The organism is Kutzneria buriramensis, assembly GCF_003387475.1.
GTDB classification, from domain to species: domain Bacteria; phylum Actinomycetota; class Actinomycetes; order Mycobacteriales; family Pseudonocardiaceae; genus Kutzneria; species Kutzneria buriramensis.
In genome coordinates, this window is record NZ_QUNO01000007.1 from 1 (window position 1) to 25,547 (window position 25,547).

The following is a 25,547-nucleotide window of genomic DNA, read 5'->3' on the forward strand; positions in this document are numbered from 1 at the left end:
GCCGCCTTCGTCGGGCAGCTTGTCGCTACCGGCCGCGAGCTCGATGATGTCGGTGAAGGCGTCGCCTTGTCGCTGCGGGGTGGTGCGGGTGTCGTCGGCTTTCGGCTTGGCGAGGGGGCTGATCAGTGCGGCGAGCAGTGCGCCGCTCTCGGGGTCGATGGTGCCTCGGAAGGCGACGGACCCGTCCACGCGGTTGCTGTAGTGGAACTCCCGCTTGGGTTGTGCGAGGTCGTCTTTGGGTTCTGGTCCGTCCTGATCGAGCAGGACCAGGATTCGTTTGGCGGCCAGGCGGAACTGGTGTAGTGGAAGGTCGCTGTGTTGAAGGAGCTCCGCTTCGACCCTGTCGCGGTCCGGAATCGGCGCTTGGGTCAGGGTCTGGTCGAGAACGGTGAGCCGGTCCGCGTCCAGATCACCCGCGCGTGCCGCGTCCCGGACCGCCTCCCTGCCGAAGAGCTGCGCGTGGGCAACGATCTGCAACGCGTCCTTCTTGGTGACGCGCAACTGAGTCTGGACCTGCGCGACCAACGACACCCGGTCTTCTTTTGACCGCCCGGTGCGGTTCCACAGCTCCGCGACCATCTCGACCAAGCGCGTGTAGGCGGCGCGGCGGAGGTCTTGGGCTTCACCGCAGGCGTGCCAGAGCGACGCGTCGTCCATCCGCCATGCGGCGGTGGCGTCCCGGGTCGCTTCCATGCTCCTATTCTACCGTGCTGATCAGGCTTTTTTCGTTGCGTGGACTGGGAATACCCGTTCGAGTGAGGCAATGGAAAGCGCTTTCCTCAACCTGTCGGCGTCCCCGACTTCCTCACCCGTCCAAAGCCCTCTGTAGAAGCAACCACCTACGGAGCAGGCCGCAAACCACCTGGCGTGCTTCCCGCCTGAAATGAGCGAACTGGGCAACTATCACGCAGGCCCGTAACCACGGTCTGGGTGGTGGTGGCGAACATGGTTGGTGGTGAGAGATGGGGCGGGTGGGTGGGAAACCGGCGCACTACGGCCGGAGTGTGTGGTGGGGTAGGTGGTCGGCAATGAGTGATGGAGTAGGTGGGTGGGAAACCGGCGCACTACGGCCGGAGTGTGTGGTGGGGTAGGTGGTCGGCAATGAGTGATGGAGTAGGTGGGTGGGAAACCGGCGCACTACGGCCGGAGTGTGTGGTGGGGTAGGTGGCCGGCAATCAGAGATGGAGCAGGTGGGCGGGAAACCGACGCACCACGGCCCGAGGGCGGGGGCCTGACCTACCGAGGGCGCAACCGTTGGTGCCTGGTGTTGCGGTGCTTGGGGCAGTAGGCGGGAACCTGACGCAACCGAGGTCTCGGTCGCCGGTGGCTTCACATCCACCGCCACCTGAGTCGGTCACAATCCGCACAGTTGTCCGAGTTGGCTGCCGGCGAGCAGGAAAGCGCCGACTCCGTAGTTCGCCGTGGATCCAGCCGGCGCCTTTGCCGGCGCGCTGCCGACCGGTTGTACGTATCCGAGAAAACCGTCGGAGTGCACCGATGTGCCGGCCATTGCCTGCCATGCCCGTGTGACGACGGGTGTGTACGTCGCTGCGTCGAGAACACCGTGGTTGATGCCCCACGCAATGGCGTAGGTGAACAGGGCGGTGCCGCTGGTCTCGGGGCCCGGGAACTGCGACGGGTCGCGCAGGCTGACGTACCAGAATCCGGACGGCTGCTGCAGGGCTTTCAACGCGGCGGCCATCTGACGGAGCGTCTGCACGTATTCGGCACGGTGCTGATCGGTCGCGGGCAGGACCTCGAGGGTGCGGGCCAGCGCGGCGGCGGCCCAGCCGTTGCCGCGCGACCAGTACACGTTCTTGCCGACGAAGGTGCCGTCGCGCCACCACAGCCCGACGGCCGGGTTCCACAGCCCGCGGGTCTGCTTGGTGTCGTGGAACAGCCCGTACAGCTTGGCCAGGTCGGCCGGGCTGTTGTCGACCTGGGCCAGCTCGGCGAAGGCCGGCATGGCCATGAACAGGGCGTCGACCCACCACCACTCGTTGACCGCCGGCCGGTTGACCATGGTCCGCACGCTCTGCCGGATCTGAGTGAGATCCGCGGCCGGGTGGGCGGGATCGTGCTGGTAGAGCTGGATGTACGTCTGCGCGGCGGCCTGGCTGTTGGCGTCGGACGTGGTCGGCCCGCCGTCGAGGGCGAACCGCTGTGCCCGGGCCCACCGGGCCGCGTACTCGAGGTACGGCTGGTCGCCGAGCGCGTCGGCGGCGGCCATGTCGCCGGTGAAGTACGTGCCGACGGTCCAGTCCCGCGACGCCGGGACGGGGTTGTGGGACTGCCAGTAGTCGTTGACCAGCCGCATGGTCGACCCGATGCCGGTCGGGCAGGAGGCCGGCGGGCTCGGCGCCGCGGCGGCCGGGGTGACGCCGCCGGCCGCCACGCCGACGATCGCGCATATCGCTGCGACGCATTTCTTGATCACGGGAGTTTCCTCGTGTCGATTGTGACGTTGACGAGTGGTCAAGTCGTGCAAACGATGGTGAAACCGGGTGGGCCGATTTCGGATTGCGTCTGGTGCAACGGGGTCGGGCTTATCCCCGTCGACCTGGGAGCGCTTCCCTGTCGAGTGGGGAAAGGGTAGCCGCACGGCGCGAGGCTTGTAAACAGGCCATTCCACGGTGTCAATTGTGTGCGGGTCGGAGCTGGCGGAAGCCGCCGCCGCGGCTCTACCGTGAAAGCGCTATCCCGTCGTGAGAGGAGCGAGCGATGTCCGCACGGAAGATCGCCAAGCCGGCCCGCAGGCCCGCGCCGGTCCGCAAGTCCTGGGTCAAGCCCGATTTCCGCGACTACGACACGCCGATGGAGGTCACCGCCTACGCCGCCCGGGCCTGACCCGACGGCGCGAAGACGAGGATGTCTCGAGCCGGCGTGGCGGCAGGATCACGCCGGCTCGCGGACGGCTGTCTCGTGCACGTACGCCCACCGCCACGCGCTGCCGACGGCATGCAGCAGCGCAGTGGTGAGGCGGACGGCCCGTTCTTCGTGCGCGACATGTGTCTCCGTGAACCGAACCAGCACGAAGTCGTCCATGCGAGCCACAACCACGACGTCGGAGACGTCGATGCGCAGCCCGGGCCTGGCGCCGGCGGACGCCTCCAGCGCGGCGAGCAACTCGTCACGATCGAGCACACTTCCGCGGGCAGTCACCAGGGTGAAATCGGCTGTGTGCGCGGCGCGCAGGTCGGCCAGGACTGTCGCCGGGGCGGACGATCCCAGCCACTGGGCCAGCAGGTGGTGGTGCGCAGCTACCACGTCGTACATGGTCGGAGTCCAAGGCCTCGCGTCTGTGGTCACAGCGTCGCCGCGTGGTCGGGCACGAAGTGCTGACTGCTCATCGGCGGCCGCACGTAGCCGGTGGACGGCGGCCGGGGCGGCAGGTGCACCGGCCGCTGCTTCACGTCGTGATACGGGATCGTCGACAGCAGGTGGGCGATCATGTTGATACGGGCGGCCCGCTTGTCGTCGCTGTGCACCACGTTCCACGGCGCCTCGGGGATGTCGGTGTGCACGAACATCTCGTCCTTGGCCCGGGAGTAGTCCTCCCACCGGGTGATCGACTCCATGTCCATCGGGGACAGCTTCCACTGCCGCATCGGGTCGTCGAGCCGGGCCTTGAACCGCTTCTGCTGCTCCTCGTCGGACACCGAGAACCAGTACTTGCGCAGCAGCAGCCCGTCCTCGACGAGCAGGCGCTCGAAGATGGGGCACTGGTGCAGGAAGCGCCGGTACTCGTCGGGGGTGCAGAAGCCCATCACGTGCTCGACGCCGGCCCGGTTGTACCAGGACCGGTCGAACAGCACGATCTCGCCGCCGGCCGGCAGGTGCGCGGTGTAGCGCTGGAAGTAGAACTGGGTCCGCTCGCGCTCGGTCGGGGCCGGCAGCGCGGCGATCCGCACGACGCGGGGGTTGAGGTACTGCGCGACCCGCTGGATGGCGCCGCCCTTGCCGGCGGCGTCGCGGCCCTCGAAGATCACCGCGACCCGGGCGTTCTCGGCCCGCACCCACTCCTGGAGCTTGACCAGCTCCGCCTGGAGGCGGAACAGCTCGGGCTCGTACAGCTCTCGGGCGAGGCGCTTGCTCATGCTCAGATCCCTCCGACGACACGCGACCACGTCACGCTAGCCGTGACGTGGTCGGCGCGCCGCCGGAGGTCAGCTGGTCGGGGAGTGCGGCGCGGGCGCGATGCTCGCGTGCGCGGGTTTGCTGCCGGGGTGCAGCACCGACCGGTTGAACGCCATGTCGACGACCATGGTGGCGAAGCCCCGCGAGATGAAGGTCATCACCTTCGGATCGTTGTTGGCGAGGTTGTCGCACCAGCGGAACGGGTTGTCCACGCAGCCGCCGTCGGTGCCGGGCACGGTGCCCTCGAAGTTGCCGGTGGTGCCGCCGAACAGCGCGACGTCGCCGTCGGTCTTGCAGCAGTCCTGGCCGGTCAGCACGCCGCTGGCGGGGATGCCCGCCTGGTTGAAGTTGAACGCGTCGGTGCCGACCGGGGAGAACAGCTCGTTCTTCAGGCCGATCGAGGTGAAGTAGCCGATGCCCTGGTCCCGGGCCACCGTCGACGGCTGGTAGACCTGCGGCGGGAACTGCGTCGTCACGGTGCGGCCGAACAGGTCGACGCCGGCCGGATCGAGCACGCCGACCACGTAGTTGCGGGTCGCGGTGACGTCCGCGTCCAGGTCGTAGCCGATCTTGGCCAGGTCGGTCGGGCTCAGGCTGTTCACGTACGCGGTCGAGCCGAGCAGGCCGAGTTCCTCGCCGCCGAACCAGATGAAGCGCAGCTTGTTGAGCGGGTGCACCTTCCGCATCTGCTGGGCGATGTCGAGGATCGTCGCCGAGCCGGACGCGTTGTCGAGCATGCCGGCGCCGTAGATCGCGTCCAGGTGCGCGTCGACGACCACGACGTGGTTCGGGTCGCCGCCGCGCGAGTCGGCGATGACGTTGTAGTCGTCGGCGTTCGGGTTCACGACCGCCTTGATGGCGATGCTCATCGTCGGCGGCGTGCCGGAATTGGCCTGGGTGAGCAGGTCGCTGCCGGCGGCGAAGGACGTGAAGGCGACGGGGATCGTCGGCACGATCCGGTTGCCGGCGGCGTCGCTGAGGGAGCCGTTGAGCACGGCGGTGCGCCCCGGGTTGCCCTCGTTGAAGATCACCACGCCGGAGGCGCCGGCCGCCTGGGCGTTCTGCACCTTCACGCCGAACGGGCAGGTGCCGCGCTGGATCAGGGCGATGTGGCCGGGCACGAAGGTGGCGAAGTCCGCCGCCGTGCAGCCGCTGGACGAGGTGGGTGTGGGCGTCGGCGGGACGATGATGCCGCCGGCCGGCTGAAGGGTCGCGGTGGCTGTTCCGGTGCTCTGCCCGGAGTTCCACTCGCTGACGATCGTGTAGTCGTGCGTCGTCGGCGACGTCTCGCTGAACGTCGGGATGGCGGTGTAGGCGAAGTAGAAGAACTTGTACGTCTGGATCGAGACGTCGTAGCCGGCCTGCCGCATCTGCCTCGCGACATAGTCGGCCGACGCCTTGTACCCCGGCTCGCCGGAGTTGCGCGACGGGTGGCCGTCCGGGCCGGGGTTGGCGTCGGCGATGGCCTGGAAGGCCCGCATGTGCCGCCAGAGATCGTCGGTTCGGATGCACGGCACCAGCTTCTTCGCGGTGTCGTTGACCCGGTGGTCGCAGCCGTTGTGGTCGGGCGACGCCGGCTGTGCCGTCGCCGGCGCGGCCGCCGCGCCGGCGACGAGGGCGACGGCGGCGCCCAGAACCAGGAGCAGACGGGACGTGCTTCGAGGACGACGGGACATTCGGCCAAGCTCCCCTCGCTAGCCGCTGGAATCGGCTCACGGTGGCACACATCCGGCCGACTGGGCAGGAGCTCCTTGCGCCGATGGTCGTTACGGCCGGAGGGTTTCCCGCAGTCGGCCTGTTGCGCGGTACTGTCCACTCGCGGGAGGTCCGTGATGAGCGCCGGTCGGTTCCACAGCCTCGACGTGCTGCGCGCGGTCGCCGTCTGCCTGGTCGTGTACTGCCACGTGGTCGGCGTCTGGCTGCACCAGCACGACGTCCGCTCGACCGCGGGATCGATTCTGGAGGGCTTCGCGGCCGATCCGCTGGCACTGGCGCTGAACGTCGGCAACCTCGGCGTGGTGATCTTCTTCCTGGTGAGCGGATTCATCGTGACGCACACCGGTTTCGCCGAGAGCCCCGGGCAGTACGCGGTCAAGCGGCTGCTGCGGATCTACCCGATGCTGGCGGTCGCGGTCCTGCTGTCGGCGGCGCTGTTCACCATCGGCCTGCACCCGCTGTCCACCGGCGACGGCACCGACGTCGACCCGATGAGCCTGCTGACCAACGTGTCGCTGGCCAACTACCTCATGGCGCCGCGCGTCGTGCTCGTCGACGTCGGCTGGACGCTCGTCATTGAGGTCCTGTTCTACCTCCTGTTGCTGGCCGCGCTTCCGTTGCTGCGCCGCGCGGTGTGGCCGGTGATCGTCGGCGAGGTCGCCCTCGTCGCCGCCGTGCTGGCGACCACCCATCTCGGCGGGACGTCGTACGGGCTGCTCGCCGTGAATGTCGGCTATCTGCCGGCTTTGCTGCTGGGGCAGGTGGTCTGGGCCGTGTGGAGCCGTCACGTCTCGCCGGGGACGGGTGCGGCGCTCGGGATTGCCGCCGTGGCCGAGTACGTCTGGGCCGGACTGCCCGGCATGGGACGGCAGCCGACCGTCTACCACTACAACCTCACGCTGGCGGTCGGCTTCGGGGTGTTCCTCGCCGTGCTTCTCGCGGAGCGGCGACTGCGTCCGATCGGCGTGGTCGGCTACCTGGCCGACCACAGCTACTCGCTGTACCTGCTGCACGGCCTGCTCGCCATCGCGCTGATGAACGTGTTGTACCCGCTCGTCGGATACCCCGGGGCGGTATTCGGCGGCCTGGCCGCGACGGTCCTCGGCGCGCACCTCGGCTACCGCTGGGTGGAGCGCCCGGGCATGCGGCTGGCCCGCCGGCTGGGCCGGCACTGGACCGGGCTCGACGTCCGGGCGTCCCACCCACCGGGTCACCGATAGAGCTCCTCGATGTGGTTGTCCACCCGCCGATAGACGACGTGCTCGGTCTTGTCGACACTCCAGGTGTAGCCGGTGGGCTTGCCCACCGCGAGACCGGGATTGCCGGCGGCGCTGGTCAGGTCGTTGTAGTTCCAGACGCCGTTGAACCACAGCTCGTGGATGCGGCCGTCACCGCCGCGGTAGACCACGTGCTCGGTGCTGTCCACGCTCCACGTGTAGCCGATCGGGTCGCTGCCGGCCAGCGGCGGTCCGCCGGCGGCCCGGGTCAGGTCGTTGTGGTGCCAGGCGTTGTTGAACCACAGCTCGTGGATGTGCCCGTCGACGCCGCGGTAGACGTTGTGCTGGGTATTGTCCACGCTCCACGTGTAGCCGAACGGGTCGCCCGCCGAAAGTGGCGCGCCGCTGGCGGCGTTGGTCAGGTCGTTGTGGTGCCAGGCCCCGTTGAACCACAGCTCGTGGATGTGGCCGTCCGCGCCCCGGTACGTCACGTGCTCGGTCTTGTCGACGTCCCAGGTGTAGCCGGCCGGCACCCCGGTGGCGGGCGGCGCGGCCGCCGCGACGGTGAGGTCGTTGTGGTGCCAGGCGCCGTTGAACCACAGTTCGTGGATGTGGGTGTCGATGCCCAGGTACACAACGTGTTCCGTGCTGTCCACGGCCCACGTGTACCCGGTCGGCTTGCTCGCCGCGAGCGGCGCGGACGCGGCGACGGTGAGGTCGTTGTGGTGCCAAGTGCCGTTGAACCAGAGCTCGTGGATGTGCCCGTCGAGGCCCCGGTACACCACGTGTTCCGTCTTGTCGATGCTCCACGTGTAGCCGATGGGATCGCTGGACGCGAACGGCGCGCTGGTGGCGTTGGTCAGGTCGTTGTGGTGCCAGGCCCCGTTGAACCACAGCTCGTGGATGTGCAGGTCGTAGCCGCGGTAGACGTTGTGCTCGGTGCTGTCGACGTCCCAGGTGTAGCCGGCCGGGTCGCCGGCGGCCAGCGGCGCGCCCGCCACGGCCGTCAGGTCGCTGCGGGCCCAGCCGGCCTCGCCGCGGTAGCTCAGCTCGACCTCGCCGTTGGTCGACCCGTCGACGGCGATCACCGTCTTCTGGCCGCAGTCGGTGACCGAGTTGTTGACCGACCAGTTCAGCGCCGGCGCGGTCGCGCCGGTCCGGATGGCGATCTGGGTCATCGGCGTCGTGTCGGTGGCCGGGTAGTCCGAGCACCTGGTGATGTTGTAGGCCTCCAGCGTCTCCGTTGCCCACGTCAGCTGCGGGTTGTTGGCGACGGTCAGCGAGGTGTTGGCGACGTTGGTGAACGTCGAGGTGTAGTTGAAGCTGTTGCCGCTCTGGCTGTTCAGCGTCATCACGCCGACCAGCACGTCGCCCTCGTTGACCGGCACCAGCGTGGAGTGGAAGGCGTTGCCGCCGCCGACGTACCAGGAGGCGACGGCCCAGAAGTTGCCGCCGCCGGCCGCGGACGGCCCCCACTGGAGCACCGGCTGCAGGATGTGGCTGCCGTCGTTGGGCTCGATGCCGTTGAACAGGAAGATGGTCTGGCCGGAGTGCGTGCTGGGCGCCCGGGGCACGGTCCAGGTGGTGGTGAACGAGGAGATCGGCGTGCCGGTGCCGTTCAGCCAGCTGGAGAAGGTGATCCAGCCGGAGCCGAAGGCCGGCGTCACGTTCTCGCCCACCGGCTCCCGCAGGGTGAAGCGGGTCAGCAGCGTGCTCGCGGCGTCCAGCAGGTGCAGCTCGCCGTCGACGCGGGCCAGGCGGTGGCCCTGCTCGACCAGGTGCACGGTGGATCGGCGGCGCGGTCCGCCCGGGGTGATCACCAGGTCGGCGTCGGCCAGCACGTGGGCGCCGGCGTCGTCGACGTGGACGGTCTGGCCGGGCTCGACCTGCGTGACGGTGGACATCGATCGCGGACCGCCAGGTGCGACGACCCGGTCGTCTGAACTATCGGTCATTGCGCTACCCCCGTACGTGTTGGTCCGTCAGGATTTGCGCGCGCCATCGGGTTAGTTCGTCCCATTGGCCGGGTGTGCAACGGGGCCCGGCCGTTCCTCACTCGTTCAGCGGCAGGGTCCGCCCGATGTGTGGTTCGGCACCATAAGGTCACCGCTGACCGTGGTTGTCGGCCACATGGTCAGCCGGGCGTGAGCTGCCTACGGTGGGCGACCATGACGAGCCCACTCGACGGCAGGACCGCCCTGGTCACGGGCGGCGGCAGCGGCATCGGACGGGCCTGCGCCGAGGCGCTGGCGGCGGCCGGCGCCAAGGTGCTGGTGGTCGACATCGACCCCCACACCGCCGCCGAGACCGCGGCCCGCGTCGGCGGCACCGCGCACGTCGCGGACCTCGCCTCGGGGCGCATCGGCGACCTGCCGTCGGACATCGACATCCTGGTCAACAACGCCGGAGTCCAGACCATCGCTCCGGTGCACGAGTTCCCGCCGGACCGGTTCGAGCACATCCAGCGGCTGATGGTGACCGCGCCGTTCCTGCTGGCCCGGCACTGCCTGCCGCACATGTACGCCAACGGCTGGGGCCGGCTCGTGCACGTCTCCAGCGTGCACGGGGTGCGGGCCAGCCCGTTCAAGGCGGCGTACGTGGCGGCCAAGCACGGCCTGGAGGGGCTGAGCAAGGTTATCGCCCTCGAGGCGGCCGAACACGGCGTGACCAGCAACTGCGTCGCGCCCGGCTACGTGCGGACGCGGCTGGTGACGGGCCAGGTCGCCGACCAGGCCGCCACCCACGGCATCGACCCCGACCAGGTGCTCACCGACGTGCTGCTGCGGCGGTCCGCGATCAAGCGGCTGATCGAGCCGCGCGACGTGGCCGCGCTGGTCACCTGGCTCTGCGGCGAGCATGCCGCCCACCTCACCGGCGCCAGCCTGCCCGTCGACGGCGGCTGGACCGCGTCCTGAAAGGCGTTGAGTCAACGATGACCCAAACCCTGTCCCCGTCCAGAGAACGCATCGCCCGAGTCGTCACCGCCAGCCTGATCGGCACCACCGTGGAGTGGTACGACTTCTTCCTCTACGGCTCCGCCGCGGCCCTGGTGTTCAACAAGGTCTTCTTCCCGACCGCCGACCCGCTGACCGGCACCCTGCTGGCGTTCGCCACGTACGCCATCGGTTTCGGCGCCCGGCCGCTCGGCGGCCTCGTGTTCGGCCACTTCGGCGACCGCCTCGGCCGCAAGCGGCTGCTGGTGCTGAGCCTGCTCATGATGGGCGGGGCGACGTTCCTGATGGGCCTGCTGCCGAGCTACGCCTCGATCGGCATCGGCGCGCCGCTGCTGCTCACCGCGCTCCGGCTGGTGCAGGGCTTTGCGCTCGGCGGCGAGTGGGGCGGCTCCGTGCTCCTCGTCGCCGAACACGGCAGCGCCCAGCACCGGGGATTCTGGGCGTCGTGGCCGCAGGCCGGCGCACCCGGCGGCAACCTGCTGGCCACCGGCGTGCTCGCGGTGCTGGCGGCCGTGCAGTCCGAGCAGGACTTCGTGTCCTGGGGCTGGCGCATCCCGTTCCTGCTGTCCGGTGTGCTGGTGGCGATCGGCCTGTGGATCCGGCTGCGCGTCTCGGAGACGCCGGTGTTCGAGGCGGCTGCCTCGCGGGCCGCGGAGGGCGTGGAGCGGCTGCCCATCGTCACGGTGCTGCGGACGCAGTGGCGCGAGGTGCTGGTCGCGATGGGCGCGCGGATGGGCGAGAACATCTCGTACTACGTGATCACCTCCTTCATCCTCGTCTACGTCGTCGAGACGTTGAAGCTGCCCAAGCAGACGGCGCTGAGCGCGGTGCTGATCGGCTCGGCGGTGGAGCTGGCGGCGATTCCGTTGTGGGGCGCGCTGTCCGACCGGATCGGCCGCCGCCCGGTGTACCTGTTCGGGGCCATCGGCATGGCGGTGTGGGTGTTCGTGTTCTTCGCGCTGCTCGGCAGCCGCTCGCCCGGCGCGATCATCGCCGCCACCACGGTCGCCCTCGTGCTGCACGGCGCGATGTACGGGCCGCAGGCCGCGTTCTTCTCGGAACTCTTCGGCACCCGGGTGCGGTACTCCGGCTCGTCCATCGGCTACCAGCTGGCGTCCATCCTGGCCGGCGGCCTCGCGCCGTTGATCGCGACCGCGCTGCTGGCGGCCTTCGCCTCCGCCACGCCGATCGCGCTCTACGTCGCGGCCGGGGCGGCGATCTCCGTGCTGGCCGTCGTGCTGTCGCGTGAAACCACCGGCGGGTCGTTAGAGTCCTGAGCCGATGGAGGCATTGTGGCGACTGCTCGAACTGCTCGACCGAGGCGGCTCGGCCGAGCAGTTCGCGCAGGTCGCCACCTCCGCCGGCCCCGACGAACTCGCCGACGTCAAGCGGGCCACCGAGGCCGCGCTGCGCATCCGCGCCACGCTTACCCAGCATCGCCGCCGAGAGGCGGAGCTGGCCGCGTTGTTCGACACCGCCAGCGACCTGGCCAAGCTGCGCGACACCGACGGCGTGCTGCGGGCCATCGTGCACCGGGCCCGCATGCTGCTGCACACCGACGTCGCCTACCTCAGCCTCAACGACGTCGCCGTCGGCCAGACCACCATGCGAGTGACCGAGGGCTGCACCTCCGCCCTGTTTCAGCAGGTCATCCTGGGGATGGGGGAGGGGCTCGGCGGGTTGGTCGGGCAGACGGCGCGGCCGTACGCGACCGTCGACTACCTGCGGGACCCGCGGTTCGAGCACACCGCCACCATCGACGCCGCCGTGCAGGACGAGGGCCTGGTCGCGATCCTCGGCGTACCGCTGCAACTCGGCAGCCGGGTCCTCGGCGTGCTGTATGCCGCCGACCGCACGCCCCGCGAGTACACCACCGCCGAGGTGGCACTGCTCGGTTCGCTGGCCGACCACGCCGCCATCGCGCTCGACGCCGCGCAGCGCATGGAGGAGGCGCGTTCCGCGCACGAGACGATCCGGCAGCACAACGAGGCCATGCGACGGGCGGAGGACGCCCACGACCGCCTGTCCGACCTGGTGCTGCGCGGCGGCGGCGTGGTGCAGGTGGCCACCGCTTTGGCCGATGTGCTGCGCGGCGGCATCGTCATGCACGACGCGGCCGGCGGCGAACTAGCGCGCGTCGGCGTGGAGCCGATGGCGCAGCCGATGCCGCTCGTGGAGGAGTCGCGGACCAGCGGACGCGCGGTGGCACACAACGGGATCTGGGTGTGTGCCGTGCTGGCTGGGCCGAAACCGTTGGGCAGCATCACGTTGACCGGTCACGGTGAACTCGGAGACGCCGACCGACGGCTGTTCGAACGCGCCAGCGTCGTGACGGCGCTGCTGTTGCTGCTGCGGCAGTCCGTCGCCGAGACCGAGGACCGGGTGCGGGGCGAACTCGTCACGGATCTGTTGACGGCGCCCGATCGCGATCCCGCCGGCTTGATCGCCCGGGGCAAGCGGCTCGGCGTCGACCTCACCGCGCCGCACGTGGTCGCCGTCGCCCACGCCGCCCAGGAATCCCGGCACCGCCTCGCCACCGCGGCCTCGTCGCGCGTTCCTCGTACGAGCCTCATCGGCACGCACGCGGACCGGTTGGTGCTGCTGGTGCCCGGCACGGTGTCGGCGTCCGACCTCGCCCGCCAGCTCGGCGACGCCCTCGGCCGCCCCGTCACCGTCGGCGTGGCCGGGCCCGCCGCCGGTCCGGCCGACCTCGCCGCCGCCCACGCCGAGGCCGAACGCTGCCTGCGGGCCCTGCTCCAGCTCGGCCAGATCGGCCGCGGCGCCGACCTCGCCGGGCTCGGCTTCGTCGGCGTGGTGCTCGGCGACCGCGCCGACGTCGACGGCTATGTGCGGCGCACCCTCGGGCCGGTGCTGGACTACGACGCCGAACGCGGCTCGGAACTGATCGCCACGCTGCACGCGTACTTCGACAGCGGCGGCAACCTCAACCGGGCCAAGGATGTGCTGCACGTCCACGTGAACACCGTGACCCAGCGGCTGGAACGCGTCACCGCGCTGCTGGGTCCGCGCTGGCGTGAACCCGAGCCCGCGCTGGAGGTCCAGCTCGCGCTGCGGCTGGCGCGCGTCATCCACGGCCCGGATCACCCGATGCGGTGATTGGCCGGGGCGGCGCGGGCCGTGGCGCTACCATCCGACGCAGGCGCCCACGACCCCGATCCGAGGGATTCTGCCCGTGCTGCATCGCATCGAGCCCATCGACGCCCAGTCCTGCACCGTCCGCTTCCGCCTCGACCGCTCGCAGATCGACCGCGCCGGCACCACGTCGGTCGTCGGCGACTTCAACGGCTGGCGGCCCGGCCACGCCCCGTTCGTCTACCGCGGTTTCGGCGGTTACCAGGCCGCGATCGTCGTGCCCGCCGGCACGACCATCCGGGTGCGGTATCTGTCCGAACGGGACGGTTGGGGCAACCCCGGCAACGTCGACGACAGCGACGGTCCCAACTCGGTCATCCACGTGACACCCGGCCGAAGCTGAGGATCACTCGCGATCCGGCGAGGCTGACGTCGCGGAACTGGCTGGTGGTAGGGGCGTTCGCCGTCAGGTGGTGGCGGTGACGAGGCGGTGGAAGGCTTCGGCGTCACCCTCGAGCTCGACGCAGTCCTCCGCGTCGAGCGGCCGGCCCAGGATGAACACCATGCGGAACGTCGCGGTGTCGGCGGCCTTGAGCGGCGACCGTCGACCCCAATCGCCGAGGGCCAGCAGGAGGGGTTCGAGCTCGCGGCCGCGGTCGGTCAGCTCTGCGCACCGCTTATCACGGCTCCATCACGTAGTACGCACGACGGCCCTTGCTGACCGGAGCCGCGTGCAGCACCTCGAACAGGGCGCCGGCATCGCTGTTCCTGCTCGCCAGAATCTTCAGCACCTGGAGATCCTCGACCTTCTCGACTGGATCCACCGCCAGGAGGTAGCAGAGGGTGTAGATGCCGAACAGCATGACGGCGTCGCCCGCCATCTCGGGCGTGAACGAGCCGTCCAATCGGGACTCCAGCTCGCCCAGCGTCAGCATCAGCTTGGTGACGAACTTCGGCCTGGTGTTGTCCTCCGGCACCAGGTAGTCGAACAGGCGGTTGTCGGAGTACAGCATCGTGAACAGGCGGTCCCGGGCGGAGGTGACCACCTGTTGCTGGGCCGGCGTGAGGGAGTCCTCCAGTCCGAAGCGTTGGACCACTTCCCGCAGCAGGAGAACGGTGTTCCGCAGCTGGTTGACCGTTCGCTCCCGGTCGGCCCGGTCGCTCACGCTGCGCAGGAGGCGCGCCCTCGTCGTCTCCTGGCGGCGGAAGAGCAGGATGGGAATCACGATGCCCGTCGCCGCTATCGCCGCGGCGACCAGGGGCACTATGACCGATTTGACCAGATCGCTGACGGGCATCGTGATCACGACCCTCTTGTCGCCGTCCCTGCGTTACCCGGGAATCGACGGGCGCGGACAGGGCGTTAGCGCGCGGAGGTCGGCGCTGCGGGATCGTCACGTCGGGGAGCATGATGGCCGGCATGAAGTTGAAGCTGGACCTGCACGACATCTACAACCGCGGCGGCGAGATCGACCGGGCTCTGCGGGCTGTGATCGACGAGGCCGTGGCGAAGAAGGCGCCGCTGGTGGAGATCATCCCCGGCAAGGGCTCCGGGGCGCTGAAGAAGCACGTGCTGCGTTTCCTGGACCGCAAGGAGATCAAGGCGCTCTACCACCGGGTGGAGAAGGACTCCGACAACTTCGGCCGGGTCTTCGTGCATTTCCGGTGGAAGTAGGTCAGTGCTCGTTCTTGATGACGAAGTAGGAGCCGCGGATGGTGCCGGCGAGCTTCGACTTCTGCCGGGCGAACTTGAACGAGGACAGCTCCGAGGGGACCTCCATCCCGTCGGAGAGCTTGAACCCGACCGCCCGCTTCCCGCCGTCGTCGAGGGTGTACATCACGTTGATCGACAGGCCGTCCTCGTAGAAGACGTAGGCCATCCGGATGTTGTCGACCTGGAACTCGGTCGCCTCGAGCGGGCGGGCGGAGATGACGATGCCGCGTTCGTCCTTGAGGATCCCGTGCACCCAGTCGATCGTCGCGGTGGCGTCGCTCGCGGGCTCGGTCGTGAAGACGTGGTCGTACTTGTTCTTGAAGTACCGGGCCTCGTTCGCCCGCAGCCCGGCCAGCGCGGTCGCGGCCGGCGAGGACTCCAGGCCGACGGTCGACACGGTGTCGAAGTCCACGGCGTACGACATGGGGTTCCTCCACGTGTGTGTCCGGGCGCGGCCAGCGTACGCGCTGGTCACGACCCGTCTTGGATCACGGCTGGTCGCGCCGGGGTTTCGTGCCCACTATGCACCGCGCCAGGCCCGGAACCCGCACTGCGCCGTCGCTCTCGTAGGCGCGCACGGTCGTGACGGCGTGTGCCCGAATCCGCTCCCGCGCCGGCTCGTCGACCTTCTGGAGCGCCGCAACGGCCAGCGAGACGTGGTCGCTGATCATCTGCCAGTACTGCTCGGGCGATTCCGTCACGAGCTCGACCGGGACGTCCCACTCGGCCGTGTCACGCAGCCCGGCGGCCTCGTACAGGGTGGTGACGTATCCCGGGGCGGCGCACCGGAACATGTTCGGCGCGTCCGGGGCTGGCGGCGCCACCTCCGCCTCGCTGGCGATCGCCTGCATCGCGATCGCGGTCCACGGGTTCTCCTCGGGCTTGATCCACACCGACGCGCACACCCGCCCGCCCGGCTTGAGCACCCGTGCGAACTCGGCCGTCGCCTTGGCCATGTCGGGGAAGAACATGTACCCGAACCGCACCGAGACGCTGTCGAAGGTGCCGTCGTCGAACGGCAGATCGTCGGCGCTGCACACCTTCGTCTCGACATTGTCGACGCCCCGGGCCCCGGCCCGTCGCGCCGCGATGTCGAGCATCTCCGGCACCAGGTCGGTCAGCACCACCCGCCCCTTCGGCGCCAGCTTCGCGATGGTCAGACCCGGCTCGCCCGTGCCGGACGCGATGTCGAGGTGCCGCTGGTCGTCGGCGACGCCGAGGCCGTCGATGATCGCCGCGCCGACCGGGCCCAGCTGATCCATGATCACCGAGTCCCACTTCTCCCAGCCCGCGGCCAGCCCCGCCCACGTCGTCCGCTGGACGTCCCGGATCTCGTCGGAACTCGGCATCGGCCCTCCTCGCGGTGTGCACGCATGATGCCCGCCGCGGGCCGAGTCCGCCCGGCCGGTCAGTCGCCGGAGAAGCCCCAGATGACAACCTGGGTCGGCACACCGTTCTCGTGGAGGGTGGTGAAACGGCCGCTCCATCGCGGGAATTCGTCGATGAGATCGTCCCCATCCGCGTAGACGGCGTCGAACTGCTCGCGGGTCGGCGTGTCGGTCGTGAACACGGCCCGAACCCGCTCCGGGGACAACGGCAGGATCGTGCCGTAGTCGTCCGGCGCGCCCGCGGGGCCGACGTTGTAGACGTCGAGGATGGAATGGGTTCCCTCCTCGGACAGGTACTGCGTGTTCTCGTCGCGGTACAGGTCGTGCAGCGCGCTCAACGTGGCCGGCCGAGGCACATCGGCGTCGAACCAGTAGTAGTCGCCCTCGTCCAGCACGCGCTGATGCAGGGCGGCCAGAAGCGCCCGCGGATCGGCCTGATAGTCGACGTAATAGGTCCAGCCTGATGCGCCCATGGTGATCCCCCTTCAGTCGATCTGCTCGGCCAGGCCGACGATGATGCCTTCCGGCCCGCGGACGTAGCAGAGCCGGAACATGTTCTCGTACTGCTCCACCGTGCCCACGAGCTCGGCGCCGTGGGCGCGCACGCGGGCGATCGTGTCGTCGATGTCGTCGACGGCGAACATGACGCGGCGGATGCCGAGGGTGTTCGCCGGCGCGTCCTTCGGCTCCGGGGTGATGACCGCCGGCTGGTGGAACTTCGCCAGCTCGATTCGCCCGTTGCCGCCGGGGACCCGCAGCATGGCGACGTCCTGCTGGACGTCGGTGAGGCCGACGACCCGTTCCGCCCCGCGCCAGTCCAGCGGCCCCTTGCCCTCCAGCTCCATGCCCAGTTCGACGAAGAACGCGATGACGGCATCGAGATCGTCGACGACGATGAGGACGTTGTCCATGCGCTGGATCGCCACGCCGGATCTCCTTCGCGGGGTCAGTCGAAGTCGTACACGGTGGTGGACACGTTACGGGTCAGCAGCGTGTCGGCGATGATCGGCTCGATGCGCTCCCAGCGGCCGCCGGCCAGCCCGCAGCCGATCCGGGGCATGTGCACGCCGGCGCCGAGCCGGACGGCGTGGTCGGCGAGCGCGGTCAGGCACTGCGCCACGGCGTCGTAGCGGATCGGGGGTCCCTTGCTGCCGGTGCGCATGCCGCGCTGGCCGATCATGTTCGCCACCCACGTGTCGGGACGAACCGGCACGAGCTGGGTGGCGCCGAGGCCGAAGTCGTTGGCCGCGCGGTGCCGGTGCCAGTCGCGGTAGGCCCGCTCCGGTTCGGGCCATCGCCGGGAGACGGCCAGCACGAAGCCCTTGCCCCAGCCCCCGAGGTCGTTGCAGACGTGGGCGATGATCTTCGGCCCCTTGGCCTGCGGGTTGGTCGCGTCGCCCTTGAGGATCCGAATCGCCGCCATGGCCGAGATGCTGCCAGCGTCAAGATCAAGCGTCGACGGGATTTGTCAGACGGGCGCGCCGGCGACGAGTTCGCGGCGGGCGAAGTCCACGAGCAGCTCCCGCATCACGGTGACGGTGACGGCGGGGGAGCCGGTGAGGACCTGGATGGCGAGCCCGTCGGTGAGGGCGGTGAGCCGCAGCGCGACCTGGTCGGCGTCGACGTCGCGGAAGACGCCCTGGCGCAGCCCGCGCCGGACGATGCGCACGACGGTCTCCCGCCAGCGGGCGTAGAACTCGTTGTGCACGGGGCGCAGTTCCGGCCGGATGGCGGACTCGGCCCAGTACTGGAGCCACACCGACCACTCGTCGCGGACCGGCCCGACCTTGGGCAGCTGCATGTCGATCAGCTTGAGCAGCCGCTCGTAGGCGTCGTCGATCTGCCGCAGTTCCTGGCTCTGCCGCGCGAAGGCGTGCTCGACGCAGTGCTTGAGCGCCTCGGTCAGCACGTCGTGCTTGCCGGGGAAGTAGTAGTGCACGGTCCCGGTGCTGGTGCCGCACACCTTGGCGATGTCGGCGATCCGGACGGCGTGGTAGCCGCGCTCGGCGATCAGCCGCCAGGTGGCGTCGAGTATCGCGGCGCGTCTGTCCTCATCCTGCTGCCCCATGCCGTCAGCCTAACTGACGGGCCAGTCAAACGCACTACGGGCCCTTGACAAGCGCTGTTTACTGAGTCTGACTGACGCGTCAGTTAGACGGAGGAGGCGATAGTGGCGGGTGTTCTCCGGCCGGACGTGCACGCGGGCAAGGTCGCGGTGGTCAGCGGTGGCGGCACCGGCATCGGCCGGGCGGTCGCGCTGGACCTCGCGGCGGGCGGCGCGAAGGTGGTGGTCTGCGGCCGACGAGCCGAGCGGCTCAAGGCCGTGCACGACGAGATCGTGGCGGCCGGCGGGCAGTGCCTGACGCAGGTCGCGGACATCCGCGAGGACGTCACCGGCGTGGTCGACGCGGCTCTCGACGCGTACGGCCAGGTCGACGTGCTCGTCAACAACGCCGGTGGCCAGTTCGCGGCCCCGGCCGAGGACATCAGCCCGTCGGGCTGGCGGGCCGTGCACCGGCTCGCGGTGGACGCCACCTGGGCCATGACCAGGGAAGTCGCCACCCGGACGATGATCCCCCGTCGACAGGGCGTGATCATGTTCATGGCCTTCTCGCCACGGCGCGGCATCCCGGGCATGGTGCACGCCAGCGCGGCGCGGGCGGCGTTGGAGAACCTCGCCTCGGGCCTGGCGTTGGAGTGGAGCCGCTACGGCATCCGTTCGATCTGCGTCGCCCCCGGCACGATCGCCACGGAGGCGTTGGACGAGAACTACACCGAGGCCGACCGGCAGAAGTGGGCGCAGGCGGTTCCGCTGGGACGCCTGGGCACACCCCAGGACGTCTCGGGCCTGATCTCCTTCCTCGCCTCGGACGGCGGCGCGTACGTCACCGGCACGACGATCGTCGTGGACGGCGGCGCGGACGCCTGGGGCGCCGGCTATCCCGCGCCGGCGGTGACGCCGTGAGGAGCCTGGACACGCTGTTCACCCCGCGCACGGTGGCGATCCTCGGGGCCAGCAACGACGAGGCCAAGTACGGCAACTGGATCAGCGTGCAGGCGCTGCGGATGAGCCGGCCGGTGTACCTGATCAACCGCCGGGGCGAGAAGGTGCTCGGCGAGCCCACCTACCGCCGCATGGCCGACGTGCCGGAGCCGGTCGACCTCGTGGTGATCACGGTGCCGGCCGGGGGTTTCGAGGAGGCGGTGGACGACGCGCTGGCCGCCGGGGCGACGGCGATCGTCGGTATCACCTCCGGCTTCGCCGAACTCGGCGACGAGGGCCGGGCGGCGCAGGTCGCGGTGGCGGCGAAGATCCGCGCGGCCGGCGCGGTGCTGCTCGGCCCGAACTGCCTGGGCGTGCTGGACACCACCAGCGACCTCTACCTGGTGTCGAACCCGCTGCCGCGCGGGCCGATCGGGCTGGTCTCGCAGAGCGGCAACATGGCGTTGGAGCTGAGCAAGTTCCTCGCCGACCGCGGCCTGGGCTTCTCCCGGTTCGCCTCGCTCGGCAACCAGGCCGACCTCGGCGCGGCCGACCTGATCCGGGCCTACGCCCACCACCCCGGCACCGAGGTGATCGCGGCGTACTGCGAGGACTTCCAGGATGGTCGAGCTTTCGTGGCGGCCTGCGGCGAGGCCGTCGCCGCAGGCAAACCCGTCGTGCTGCTCACGGTCGGTCGGAGCACCGCGTCCACCCGCGCCGCCCGCTCCCACACCGGCTCGCTGACCAGCGACAGTGCGGTGATCGACGCCGCCTGCCGCGCGGCCGGCGTGGACCGGGTGCGCAGCCCCAGGGAGATGGCCGACCTGGTCACCGCGCTGCACCGGCACGGCTCCGCGCCGGCCCGGCGGGTCGCGGTGATCGCCGACGGCGGCGGGCACGCGTCCACCGCGGCCGACATCGCCGACGCCAACGGCCTTGCGGTGCAGGAATTCCGGCCGGAACTACAGGCCGCGCTGAAGGCCGACCTGCCGCCGTCCGCGGGCGTCGCCAATCCGGTCGACCTGGCCGGGGCGGGTGAACAGGACATCGCCTCGTTCGCCCGCACGATCGACCGGGTGCTGACCGATCCCGACATCGACTCCGTGCTGGTCACCGGCTATTTCGGCGGCTACGGCGATTACGGTCCCGACCTGGCCGCCCGCGAGATCGCCACCGCCACTGCGATGGCCGAACACGTGCACCGGCACGGAAAGCCCCTGGTCGTGCACACGATGTGCTCCGACAGCCTCGCCGCCGACGAACTCCGCCGGCACGGCATCGGCGTGTTCCGGACCGTCGACGACGCCGCCCGCACGCTGGGCATGCTGGCCGATCACGCCGAACACCGCCCGGTGACGAAAACGCTGCCGGAAGCCGCGCAACCCGTCACCGAGAGCGGCTACTGGCACGCAAGAGAGCTGCTGAAGGCCGGCGGCCTCACCTTTCCCGACGCGCGCCTGGCCACCGATGTCGTGCAGGCCGCGGAGGAGATCGGCTACCCGGTCGTGCTGAAGGCGATGGGCCTGCTGCACAAGTCCGACGCCGGCGGTGTCGCGATCGGACTGTCCGATCGGGACGAACTGTGCCGGGCCCACCAGGACATGGTCAAGCGGCTCAACGTGTCGGAGTACTGCGTCGAACGCATGGCCGGCGGGGGAGTGGAGCTGATCGTCGGCGTTCGCCGGGACGCCGGCTTCGGGCCGGTGCTGATGGTCGGCCTGGGCGGCGTGTTCACCGAAATCCTCAAGGACGTCACGTTCGCGCTCGCGCCGGTCACGCCCCAGGAAGCCGAAACCATGCTCCGTTCCCTGCAAGCAGCGCCGTTGCTGCACGGGGCCAGGGGCCGCGAGCCGGTCGACCTCGCCGCCGCGGCCGAGGCCGTCGCGGCGATCAGCGAGGTCGGGGCCGCGCACCCGGAGATCGCCGAACTCGAAGTCAACCCCCTGCTGGCCACGCCGAGCGGCTGCCTCGGCCTGGACGCCCGAATCGTGCTCGTCGAACGCTGAAGTCGGTAGCCGAAAAGGAGAAAGCACCGTGGAGTTCGCCTACACCCCGAGGCTGGCCGAGCTGAAGCAGCGCGCCGCCGACCTCACCGCCAAGATCATGCAGCACGAGGACGCGTGCGAGGCCGACAACGGCCTGTCCGCGGCCGCGCTGGACGCGATCCGCCAGGACGTGCTGGCCAGCGGCCTCCAGGCGGTCAACATGCCGGTCGAGTGGGGCGGCGCCGGGCTGTCCGTGCTGGAGCAGGTGGTGGTCCAGGACGAGCTCGGCAAGTTGACCAACGCCCTGTGGGACACCGTGTGGCGGCCGGCCAACTGCCTGCGCGCCTGCACCCCCGAGCAGCGGGAACGCTATCTGGTGCCGGACATCCAGGGCCGCCGCCGGGATGCGGTCGCGATCACCGAGCCGGGGGCCGGCTCCGACCCGTCGGCCATCGCGACCACCGCCGCGAGGGACGGCGACGGCTACGTGATCAACGGCGAGAAGTGGTTCGTCACCGTCGGCGACACCGCCGACTTCCTGATCGTGCTGGCCACCGTGGGCGGTGCGCCGACGTTGTTCCTGGTGGACAAGGACCTCCCCGGCGTGTCGGTCAAGCGCACGCCCCGCTACACGCACACCTTCGTCTACGAGCACCCGGAGTTCCTGTTCGAGGACGTGCGCGTCGGCGCGGACGCGGTGCTGGGCGGCGTCGGCAACGGCTACGACCTGACCAGGGACTGGTTCACCGAGGAGCGCCTGATGATCGGCGCGCGCACGATCGGCGCCGCCGAGCGGTCGCTGACGCTGGCCACCGAGTGGGCCTCGCAGCGCGTGCAGGGCGGTCAGCCGCTGATCGAGCGGCAGCTGATCCAGGGCATGATCGCCGACTCGGTGGTGGACATCGCCACCAACCGCGCGCTCACGCACCAGGTGGCCTGGGAATTCGATCACGGCGGCCAAGGGGGAGATGACACAGCCCGGAAGACCCTGCACGCCAAGGCCGCCACGGTGAAGCTGGCCGCGTCGGAGGCGTCCAACCGGGTCGCCGACCGCGCGGTGCAGATCTTCGGCGGCCGCGGCTACATCCGGGACTACCCGGTCGAGCGGCTGTGGCGGGAGCTGCGGGTGGACCGGATCTGGGAGGGCACCTCGGAGATCCAGCGGCTGGTGATCGCCAACGAGGTGGCCAAGCGCGGGCTGTCCGGCCTGCTGACCTTCACCTCCGGCACGTGATCGGGGACGTCGAAGTCGCCCGGCACGGCGACGTCGCGGTGCTCACGCTGCGGCGTGAGGCCAAGCTCAACGCGCTGTCCACGCACATGGAGTCGCGCCTGCTCGACGCCGTGCGAAGCGTCGGGGACAGCCGAGCGGTGGTGATCACGGGCGGGGACAAGGTGTTCTCGGCCGGCGCGGACACGTCCGAGCTGAAGGAGATGACGCCCGCCTCGATCGCCCGGTACTACCGGGAGAGCGGCGCCGTGTACGAAGCAATCGCCGCCCTGCCGCAGCCGACCGTCGCGGCGATCGCCGGCTACTGCCTCGGCGGCGGCTTCGAACTCGCGCTGGCGGCCGACTTCCGGGTCGCCGACGAGACGGCCGTGTTCGGTCTGCCGGAGGTCGGGATCGGCATCCTGCCCAGCTCCGGCGGCGTCACGCGGCTCGTGCGGGCCGTCGGCCCGGCCCGCACCCGTGACCTGGTGCTGAGGTGCCGTCGCATGTCCGCCGCCGAGGCCCACTCCTGGGGCCTGCTCACCGAAACGGTGGGATCCGGCGAACACCTGGCCAAGGCGCTGGAGATCGCCGGCGAGCTGGCGGAACATCCGCCGCTGGCCGTTTCCACGGCGAAACAGGTGATCACGGCCGCGGCCGACGCCTCCCGCGAAACCGGACTGTTGCTCGAACAACTCGCCTACGCCACGCTCAACCGCATCGGTTGAGCCGGGCGTCCGAACTGGGGGACGCACGCCTTCCGCCACCACGGCAGCTCAACGAGGAGAACCCTATGGCGGCCAATCCACCCACCATCGTCCGACCCGACCAGGTCCGGCACACGCCGGGCATCGAGACCCGCTCCATCGACTACGTGCCCATCGCCGAGCGGCACGGCAAGGTGTGGCACCTGTTCCCCGTGTGGTTCGCGGGGGACGCGCACCTGGCCACCATCGCGACCGGCATCATCGGCGTGGCGCTGGGCGGCAACCTGATCTGGACGGCCATCGCGGTCGTGCTGGGCAACGCGTTCGGCACGTTCTTCATGGCGTTCCACTCCACCCAGGGCCCACAGCTGGGCCTGCCGCAGATGGTGCAGTCGCGGCCCCAGTTCGGCTTCGTCGGCGCGCTGCTGGTGTGGGTCGTCGCGCTGGTGACCTACATCGGCTACACCGGCTTCAACCAGATCCTGGTCGGCAGCACCATGGGACACCTGGTCAACCTGCCCACGCCGGTCAGCTACATCGGCTACGCGGTGATCAGCGTGGTGCTGGCCATCGTGGGCTACGACTTCATCCACAAGGCGTCGCGCTGGCTGACGTACCTGATGCTGGTGCTGCTGGTCGTGTTCACGATCGGCCTGCTCGTCGCGCAGCCGTTCAACGCCGAGCAACTCGACCTCGGCGCGTTCGCGCTGACCCCGTTCCTGGTGCAGTTCTTCACCGCCGCCGTGTACCAGCTGTCGTGGTCGATCTACGTCTCCGACTACTCGCGCTACCTGCCGCGCGATGTCGGCGTGCGGTCCTCGTTCTGGTGGACGTACACGGGCGCGGGCCTCGGCGGCGCGTGGATGATGCTCGTCGGCACCGTGGCGGCCGGCCTGTTCCCGAAGGCCGACACCGTCGACGCCGTGCTTTCCGCAGGTGACAAGGCGATTCCGGGCTTCGGCCTTGTGCTGCTGATCGGCTCGGTGCTGCCGCTGATCACCATCGGCACGCTGAACTTCTACGGCGCCAGCCTGACCCTGCTGTCCTGCGTGGATTCCCTCAAGCGGTTCCGGCCGACCACCGGGAAACGCGTGGTCGCGCTGCTGGTCGTCGGCGTGCTGGCCACCGCGATCGCCTTCGCCGCCAACGACAGCTTCCTGGAGGACTTCGGCTACTTCCTGACCGTGCTGGGCTACCTGTTCACGCCGTGGACGGCCATCAACCTGGTCGACTTCTACGTGGTGCGGCGCGGGCACTACTCCATCCGCGAGATCTTCAACCCGCGCGGCATCTACCGCCGCTGGAGCTGGCGCGGACTCCTCGCCTACGGCGTCGGCTTCGCCGCGATGATGCCGTTCGCCGTCGTCGGCGAGCTCAAGGGGCCGGTCGCGAAGGCGTTGGGCGGCGCGGACATCTCCATGCCGATCGGGCTGATCGTGGCCGCCGGCCTGTATCTCGTGCTGTGCCGTTCGCTCGATCTCGTGGCGGAGCGGGAAATCGTCGCCGTCGCGGACGCCGGACTCGACCCGGATGCCGCCTGACGAACCGGAATCCACCGCGTAGACGTCCCTCGAAGGAGTGAAATCCGCCGATTCGCAACGTATTTCGCGTCGGAATGCGTGCGTGTCGGCGGTTTCTCTGCTTACCGTGCAGGAAATCCGTCCCGCACAGGAAGGCAGCAGATGAACAAGGGACAGCTGATCGAGATGCTCGGCATGCGGCTGGGCATGGACAAGAAGGCCGCCGCCGCGGCGGTCGACGGCATGTTCGACATCATCGTCCGCAACGTCAACCAGGGCGAGAATGTGACCCTCACGGGATTCGGCGTGTTCGAGAAACGCGTCCGGGCGGCCCGCACCGCCCGCAATCCTCGCACCGGCCAGGCGTTGCGGCTCAAGCGCACCAATGTGCCCAACTTCCGGCCCGGCACGCTGTTCAAGGAGGTCGTGGACGGCACGCGGAAACTGCCGCGCGTCGGCGCGATGCCGGCCGCGACGGCCAAGCCGGCCGCCAGGCCCGCCGCGAAGCCGAAGGCCGCGGCGACCAGGACCAAGGCCGCGGCGACGAGGTCCACGGCGACCAGGACGGCGAGGACGGCGACGACGAGGACCGCGACGACGAGGACCGCGGCGGCCCGCACCACCACCAGGTCGACCAGCACGGCGGCCAAGCGCCCGGCGGCGACGACCCGGACGGCGGCGGCGAAGAAGACCACGCGCGCGGCCGCCGGAAAGGCGACGGCGAAGGCGAGCCGGCCGGCCACCAAGAAGGCGGCGACCGTGAAGAAGACGGCCACCGCGAAGAAGGCGAAACCGGTCGCGAAGAAGCGCGCCAAGAAGTGATCCGAGGTTGACGCAGCGGCGGCGGGTCCGGTCGGCGAAGGCCGGTCGGACCCGCCGCCGCATTCGTGAACGTTCCCGGGGTCAACTTGCGGCCGTCAACT

The 25,547-nt window shown here is 69.9% G+C and carries 26 protein-coding genes; 13 read left to right on the forward strand and 13 right to left on the reverse strand.

The window, feature by feature from the left end:
- Together BCF44_RS20915 and BCF44_RS20920 are read right to left on the reverse strand one after the other, a co-directional pair.
- Nucleotides 1-693 (reverse strand): DUF222 domain-containing protein (locus BCF44_RS20915; RefSeq protein WP_116176049.1); only part of this gene is annotated, 693 nt, incomplete at its 3' end.
- Nucleotides 694-1,354: 661 nt separating this feature from the next.
- Nucleotides 1,355-2,437: a glycoside hydrolase family 88/105 protein gene (locus BCF44_RS20920; RefSeq protein WP_116176050.1), complete on the reverse strand. Its 1,083-nt coding sequence runs from the start codon at nucleotides 2,435-2,437 to the stop codon at nucleotides 1,355-1,357.
- 284 nt (nucleotides 2,438-2,721) lie between these two features.
- On the opposite strand from BCF44_RS20920, the gene pqqA reads away from it, so the two are divergent.
- Nucleotides 2,722-2,847 (forward strand): pyrroloquinoline quinone precursor peptide PqqA, encoded by a 126-nt coding sequence (gene pqqA / locus BCF44_RS20925; RefSeq protein ID WP_116176051.1) that lies wholly within the window; start codon nucleotides 2,722-2,724, stop codon nucleotides 2,845-2,847.
- Between the two features lie 48 nt (nucleotides 2,848-2,895).
- Here the strand turns inward: pqqA and BCF44_RS20930 are convergent, their stop codons facing one another.
- From BCF44_RS20930 to BCF44_RS20940, 3 genes are all read right to left on the reverse strand, one after another.
- The gene (locus BCF44_RS20930; RefSeq protein WP_116176052.1) at nucleotides 2,896-3,276 is read right to left on the reverse strand and encodes a DUF4440 domain-containing protein; all 381 of its coding nucleotides are present in this window, start codon (nucleotides 3,274-3,276) and stop codon (nucleotides 2,896-2,898) included.
- 29 nt (nucleotides 3,277-3,305) lie between these two features.
- Complete coding sequence (gene ppk2, locus BCF44_RS20935; protein WP_116176053.1) at nucleotides 3,306-4,097, reverse strand: polyphosphate kinase 2; 792 nt, start codon at nucleotides 4,095-4,097, stop codon at nucleotides 3,306-3,308.
- 69 nt (nucleotides 4,098-4,166) lie between these two features.
- Nucleotides 4,167-5,813, reverse strand: coding sequence for a M28 family peptidase (locus BCF44_RS20940; RefSeq protein ID WP_116176054.1), 1,647 nt, complete (start codon nucleotides 5,811-5,813; stop codon nucleotides 4,167-4,169).
- Between the two features lie 156 nt (nucleotides 5,814-5,969).
- Between BCF44_RS20940 and BCF44_RS20945 the strand changes: the two genes are divergently transcribed.
- Entirely contained in the window at nucleotides 5,970-7,073 is a 1,104-nt protein-coding gene (locus BCF44_RS20945) for an acyltransferase family protein (protein WP_116176055.1), read from the forward strand.
- Here the strand turns inward: BCF44_RS20945 and BCF44_RS20950 are convergent.
- Nucleotides 7,064-8,974, reverse strand: a complete 1,911-nt coding sequence (locus tag BCF44_RS20950) for a hypothetical protein (protein ID WP_116176056.1) — start codon at nucleotides 8,972-8,974, stop codon at nucleotides 7,064-7,066. The two genes, BCF44_RS20945 and BCF44_RS20950, sit on opposite strands and share 10 nt — an antisense overlap.
- A 264-nt stretch (nucleotides 8,975-9,238) precedes the next feature.
- On the opposite strand from BCF44_RS20950, the gene BCF44_RS20955 reads away from it, so the two are divergent.
- From BCF44_RS20955 to BCF44_RS20970, 4 genes are all read left to right on the forward strand, one after another.
- Nucleotides 9,239-9,985 carry a 3-hydroxybutyrate dehydrogenase gene (locus BCF44_RS20955; RefSeq protein ID WP_116176057.1) on the forward strand — a complete coding sequence of 249 codons (747 nt, stop codon included), beginning with the start codon at nucleotides 9,239-9,241 and terminating at the stop codon, nucleotides 9,983-9,985.
- A 17-nt stretch (nucleotides 9,986-10,002) separates the two neighbouring features.
- Nucleotides 10,003-11,301 (forward strand): MFS transporter, encoded by a 1,299-nt coding sequence (locus BCF44_RS20960; protein ID WP_116176058.1) that lies wholly within the window; start codon nucleotides 10,003-10,005, stop codon nucleotides 11,299-11,301.
- 4 nt (nucleotides 11,302-11,305) lie between these two features.
- Nucleotides 11,306-13,141, forward strand: a complete 1,836-nt coding sequence (locus BCF44_RS20965; protein WP_116176059.1) for a helix-turn-helix domain-containing protein — start codon at nucleotides 11,306-11,308, stop codon at nucleotides 13,139-13,141.
- 76 nt (nucleotides 13,142-13,217) lie between these two features.
- Nucleotides 13,218-13,520: an early set domain-containing protein gene (locus BCF44_RS20970; protein WP_116176060.1), complete on the forward strand. Its 303-nt coding sequence runs from the start codon at nucleotides 13,218-13,220 to the stop codon at nucleotides 13,518-13,520.
- 277 nt (nucleotides 13,521-13,797) lie between these two features.
- Here BCF44_RS20970 and BCF44_RS20975 read toward each other — a convergent pair whose 3' ends face one another.
- Complete coding sequence (locus BCF44_RS20975) at nucleotides 13,798-14,424, reverse strand: hypothetical protein (RefSeq protein WP_116176061.1); 627 nt, start codon at nucleotides 14,422-14,424, stop codon at nucleotides 13,798-13,800.
- Nucleotides 14,425-14,537: 113 nt separating this feature from the next.
- Here BCF44_RS20975 and BCF44_RS20980 point away from each other — a divergent pair, with 113 nt between their 5' ends.
- Entirely contained in the window at nucleotides 14,538-14,792 is a 255-nt protein-coding gene (locus tag BCF44_RS20980; RefSeq protein WP_116176430.1) for a Smr/MutS family protein, read from the forward strand.
- Nucleotide 14,793: 1 nt separating this feature from the next.
- Here the strand turns inward: BCF44_RS20980 and BCF44_RS20985 are convergent, their stop codons facing one another.
- The 6 genes from BCF44_RS20985 to BCF44_RS21010 form a co-directional block, all read right to left on the reverse strand.
- Entirely contained in the window at nucleotides 14,794-15,255 is a 462-nt protein-coding gene (locus BCF44_RS20985; RefSeq protein WP_116176062.1) for a phage tail protein, read from the reverse strand.
- A gap of 64 nt (nucleotides 15,256-15,319) precedes the next feature.
- Nucleotides 15,320-16,180, reverse strand: coding sequence for a class I SAM-dependent methyltransferase (locus BCF44_RS20990; protein ID WP_170217657.1), 861 nt, complete (start codon nucleotides 16,178-16,180; stop codon nucleotides 15,320-15,322).
- A 59-nt stretch (nucleotides 16,181-16,239) separates the two neighbouring features.
- Nucleotides 16,240-16,692 carry a hypothetical protein gene (locus tag BCF44_RS20995; protein ID WP_116176064.1) on the reverse strand — a complete coding sequence of 151 codons (453 nt, stop codon included), beginning with the start codon at nucleotides 16,690-16,692 and terminating at the stop codon, nucleotides 16,240-16,242.
- Nucleotides 16,693-16,704: 12 nt separating this feature from the next.
- Nucleotides 16,705-17,145: a VOC family protein gene (locus tag BCF44_RS21000; protein WP_116176065.1), complete on the reverse strand. Its 441-nt coding sequence runs from the start codon at nucleotides 17,143-17,145 to the stop codon at nucleotides 16,705-16,707.
- A gap of 20 nt (nucleotides 17,146-17,165) precedes the next feature.
- Nucleotides 17,166-17,642: a macro domain-containing protein gene (locus tag BCF44_RS21005; protein WP_116176066.1), complete on the reverse strand. Its 477-nt coding sequence runs from the start codon at nucleotides 17,640-17,642 to the stop codon at nucleotides 17,166-17,168.
- Between the two features lie 45 nt (nucleotides 17,643-17,687).
- Nucleotides 17,688-18,287 (reverse strand): TetR/AcrR family transcriptional regulator, encoded by a 600-nt coding sequence (locus tag BCF44_RS21010; RefSeq protein ID WP_116176067.1) that lies wholly within the window; start codon nucleotides 18,285-18,287, stop codon nucleotides 17,688-17,690.
- 102 nt (nucleotides 18,288-18,389) lie between these two features.
- Here BCF44_RS21010 and BCF44_RS21015 point away from each other — a divergent pair, with 102 nt between their 5' ends.
- The 6 genes from BCF44_RS21015 (at nucleotide 18,390) to BCF44_RS21040 (ending at nucleotide 25,446) form a co-directional block, all read left to right on the forward strand.
- Nucleotides 18,390-19,184, forward strand: coding sequence for an SDR family oxidoreductase (locus BCF44_RS21015; RefSeq protein ID WP_116176068.1), 795 nt, complete (start codon nucleotides 18,390-18,392; stop codon nucleotides 19,182-19,184).
- Nucleotides 19,181-21,208, forward strand: a complete 2,028-nt coding sequence (locus BCF44_RS21020) for an acetate--CoA ligase family protein (RefSeq protein WP_116176069.1) — start codon at nucleotides 19,181-19,183, stop codon at nucleotides 21,206-21,208. The genes BCF44_RS21015 and BCF44_RS21020 overlap by 4 nt, the downstream gene beginning before the upstream one ends.
- 28 nt (nucleotides 21,209-21,236) lie before the next feature.
- A complete protein-coding gene (locus BCF44_RS21025) occupies nucleotides 21,237-22,421 on the forward strand; it encodes an acyl-CoA dehydrogenase family protein (RefSeq protein ID WP_116176070.1) in 1,185 nt (394 codons plus the stop codon).
- On the forward strand, nucleotides 22,418-23,125 hold the full coding sequence (locus BCF44_RS21030; protein WP_116176071.1) for an enoyl-CoA hydratase/isomerase family protein: 708 nt from the start codon (nucleotides 22,418-22,420) through the stop codon (nucleotides 23,123-23,125). Before BCF44_RS21025 ends, BCF44_RS21030 begins: the two co-directional genes overlap by 4 nt.
- 65 nt (nucleotides 23,126-23,190) lie before the next feature.
- Entirely contained in the window at nucleotides 23,191-24,645 is a 1,455-nt protein-coding gene (locus tag BCF44_RS21035; protein WP_116176072.1) for a purine-cytosine permease family protein, read from the forward strand.
- A 141-nt stretch (nucleotides 24,646-24,786) separates the two neighbouring features.
- On the forward strand, nucleotides 24,787-25,446 hold the full coding sequence (locus tag BCF44_RS21040; RefSeq protein WP_116176073.1) for an HU family DNA-binding protein: 660 nt from the start codon (nucleotides 24,787-24,789) through the stop codon (nucleotides 25,444-25,446).
- Nucleotides 25,447-25,547 lie beyond the last annotated feature (101 nt).

Bases quoted from the DNA above. Each gene is read 5' to 3' on its own strand.
- BCF44_RS20940 (WP_116176054.1), bottom strand. From the start codon at position 5,813: ATGTCCCGTCGTCCTCGAAGCACGTCCCGTCTGCTCCTGGTTCTGGGC.
- BCF44_RS21035 (WP_116176072.1), top strand. From the start codon at position 23,191: ATGGCGGCCAATCCACCCACCATCGTCCGACCCGACCAGGTCCGGCAC.
- BCF44_RS20995 (WP_116176064.1), bottom strand. From the start codon at position 16,692: ATGGGCGCATCAGGCTGGACCTATTACGTCGACTATCAGGCCGATCCG.
- ppk2 (WP_116176053.1), bottom strand. From the start codon at position 4,097: ATGAGCAAGCGCCTCGCCCGAGAGCTGTACGAGCCCGAGCTGTTCCGC.
- BCF44_RS20930 (WP_116176052.1), bottom strand. From the start codon at position 3,276: ATGTACGACGTGGTAGCTGCGCACCACCACCTGCTGGCCCAGTGGCTG.
- BCF44_RS20955 (WP_116176057.1), top strand. From the start codon at position 9,239: ATGACGAGCCCACTCGACGGCAGGACCGCCCTGGTCACGGGCGGCGGC.
- BCF44_RS20990 (WP_170217657.1), bottom strand. From the start codon at position 16,180: ATGCCGAGTTCCGACGAGATCCGGGACGTCCAGCGGACGACGTGGGCG.
- pqqA (WP_116176051.1), top strand. From the start codon at position 2,722: ATGTCCGCACGGAAGATCGCCAAGCCGGCCCGCAGGCCCGCGCCGGTC.
- BCF44_RS21005 (WP_116176066.1), bottom strand. From the start codon at position 17,642: ATGGCGGCGATTCGGATCCTCAAGGGCGACGCGACCAACCCGCAGGCC.
- BCF44_RS20945 (WP_116176055.1), top strand. From the start codon at position 5,970: ATGAGCGCCGGTCGGTTCCACAGCCTCGACGTGCTGCGCGCGGTCGCC.
- BCF44_RS21040 (WP_116176073.1), top strand. From the start codon at position 24,787: ATGAACAAGGGACAGCTGATCGAGATGCTCGGCATGCGGCTGGGCATG.
- BCF44_RS20965 (WP_116176059.1), top strand. From the start codon at position 11,306: ATGGAGGCATTGTGGCGACTGCTCGAACTGCTCGACCGAGGCGGCTCG.
- BCF44_RS20985 (WP_116176062.1), bottom strand. From the start codon at position 15,255: ATGTCGTACGCCGTGGACTTCGACACCGTGTCGACCGTCGGCCTGGAG.
- BCF44_RS21010 (WP_116176067.1), bottom strand. From the start codon at position 18,287: ATGGGGCAGCAGGATGAGGACAGACGCGCCGCGATACTCGACGCCACC.
- BCF44_RS20980 (WP_116176430.1), top strand. From the start codon at position 14,538: ATGAAGTTGAAGCTGGACCTGCACGACATCTACAACCGCGGCGGCGAG.
- BCF44_RS20950 (WP_116176056.1), bottom strand. From the start codon at position 8,974: ATGTCCACCGTCACGCAGGTCGAGCCCGGCCAGACCGTCCACGTCGAC.
- BCF44_RS20960 (WP_116176058.1), top strand. From the start codon at position 10,003: ATGACCCAAACCCTGTCCCCGTCCAGAGAACGCATCGCCCGAGTCGTC.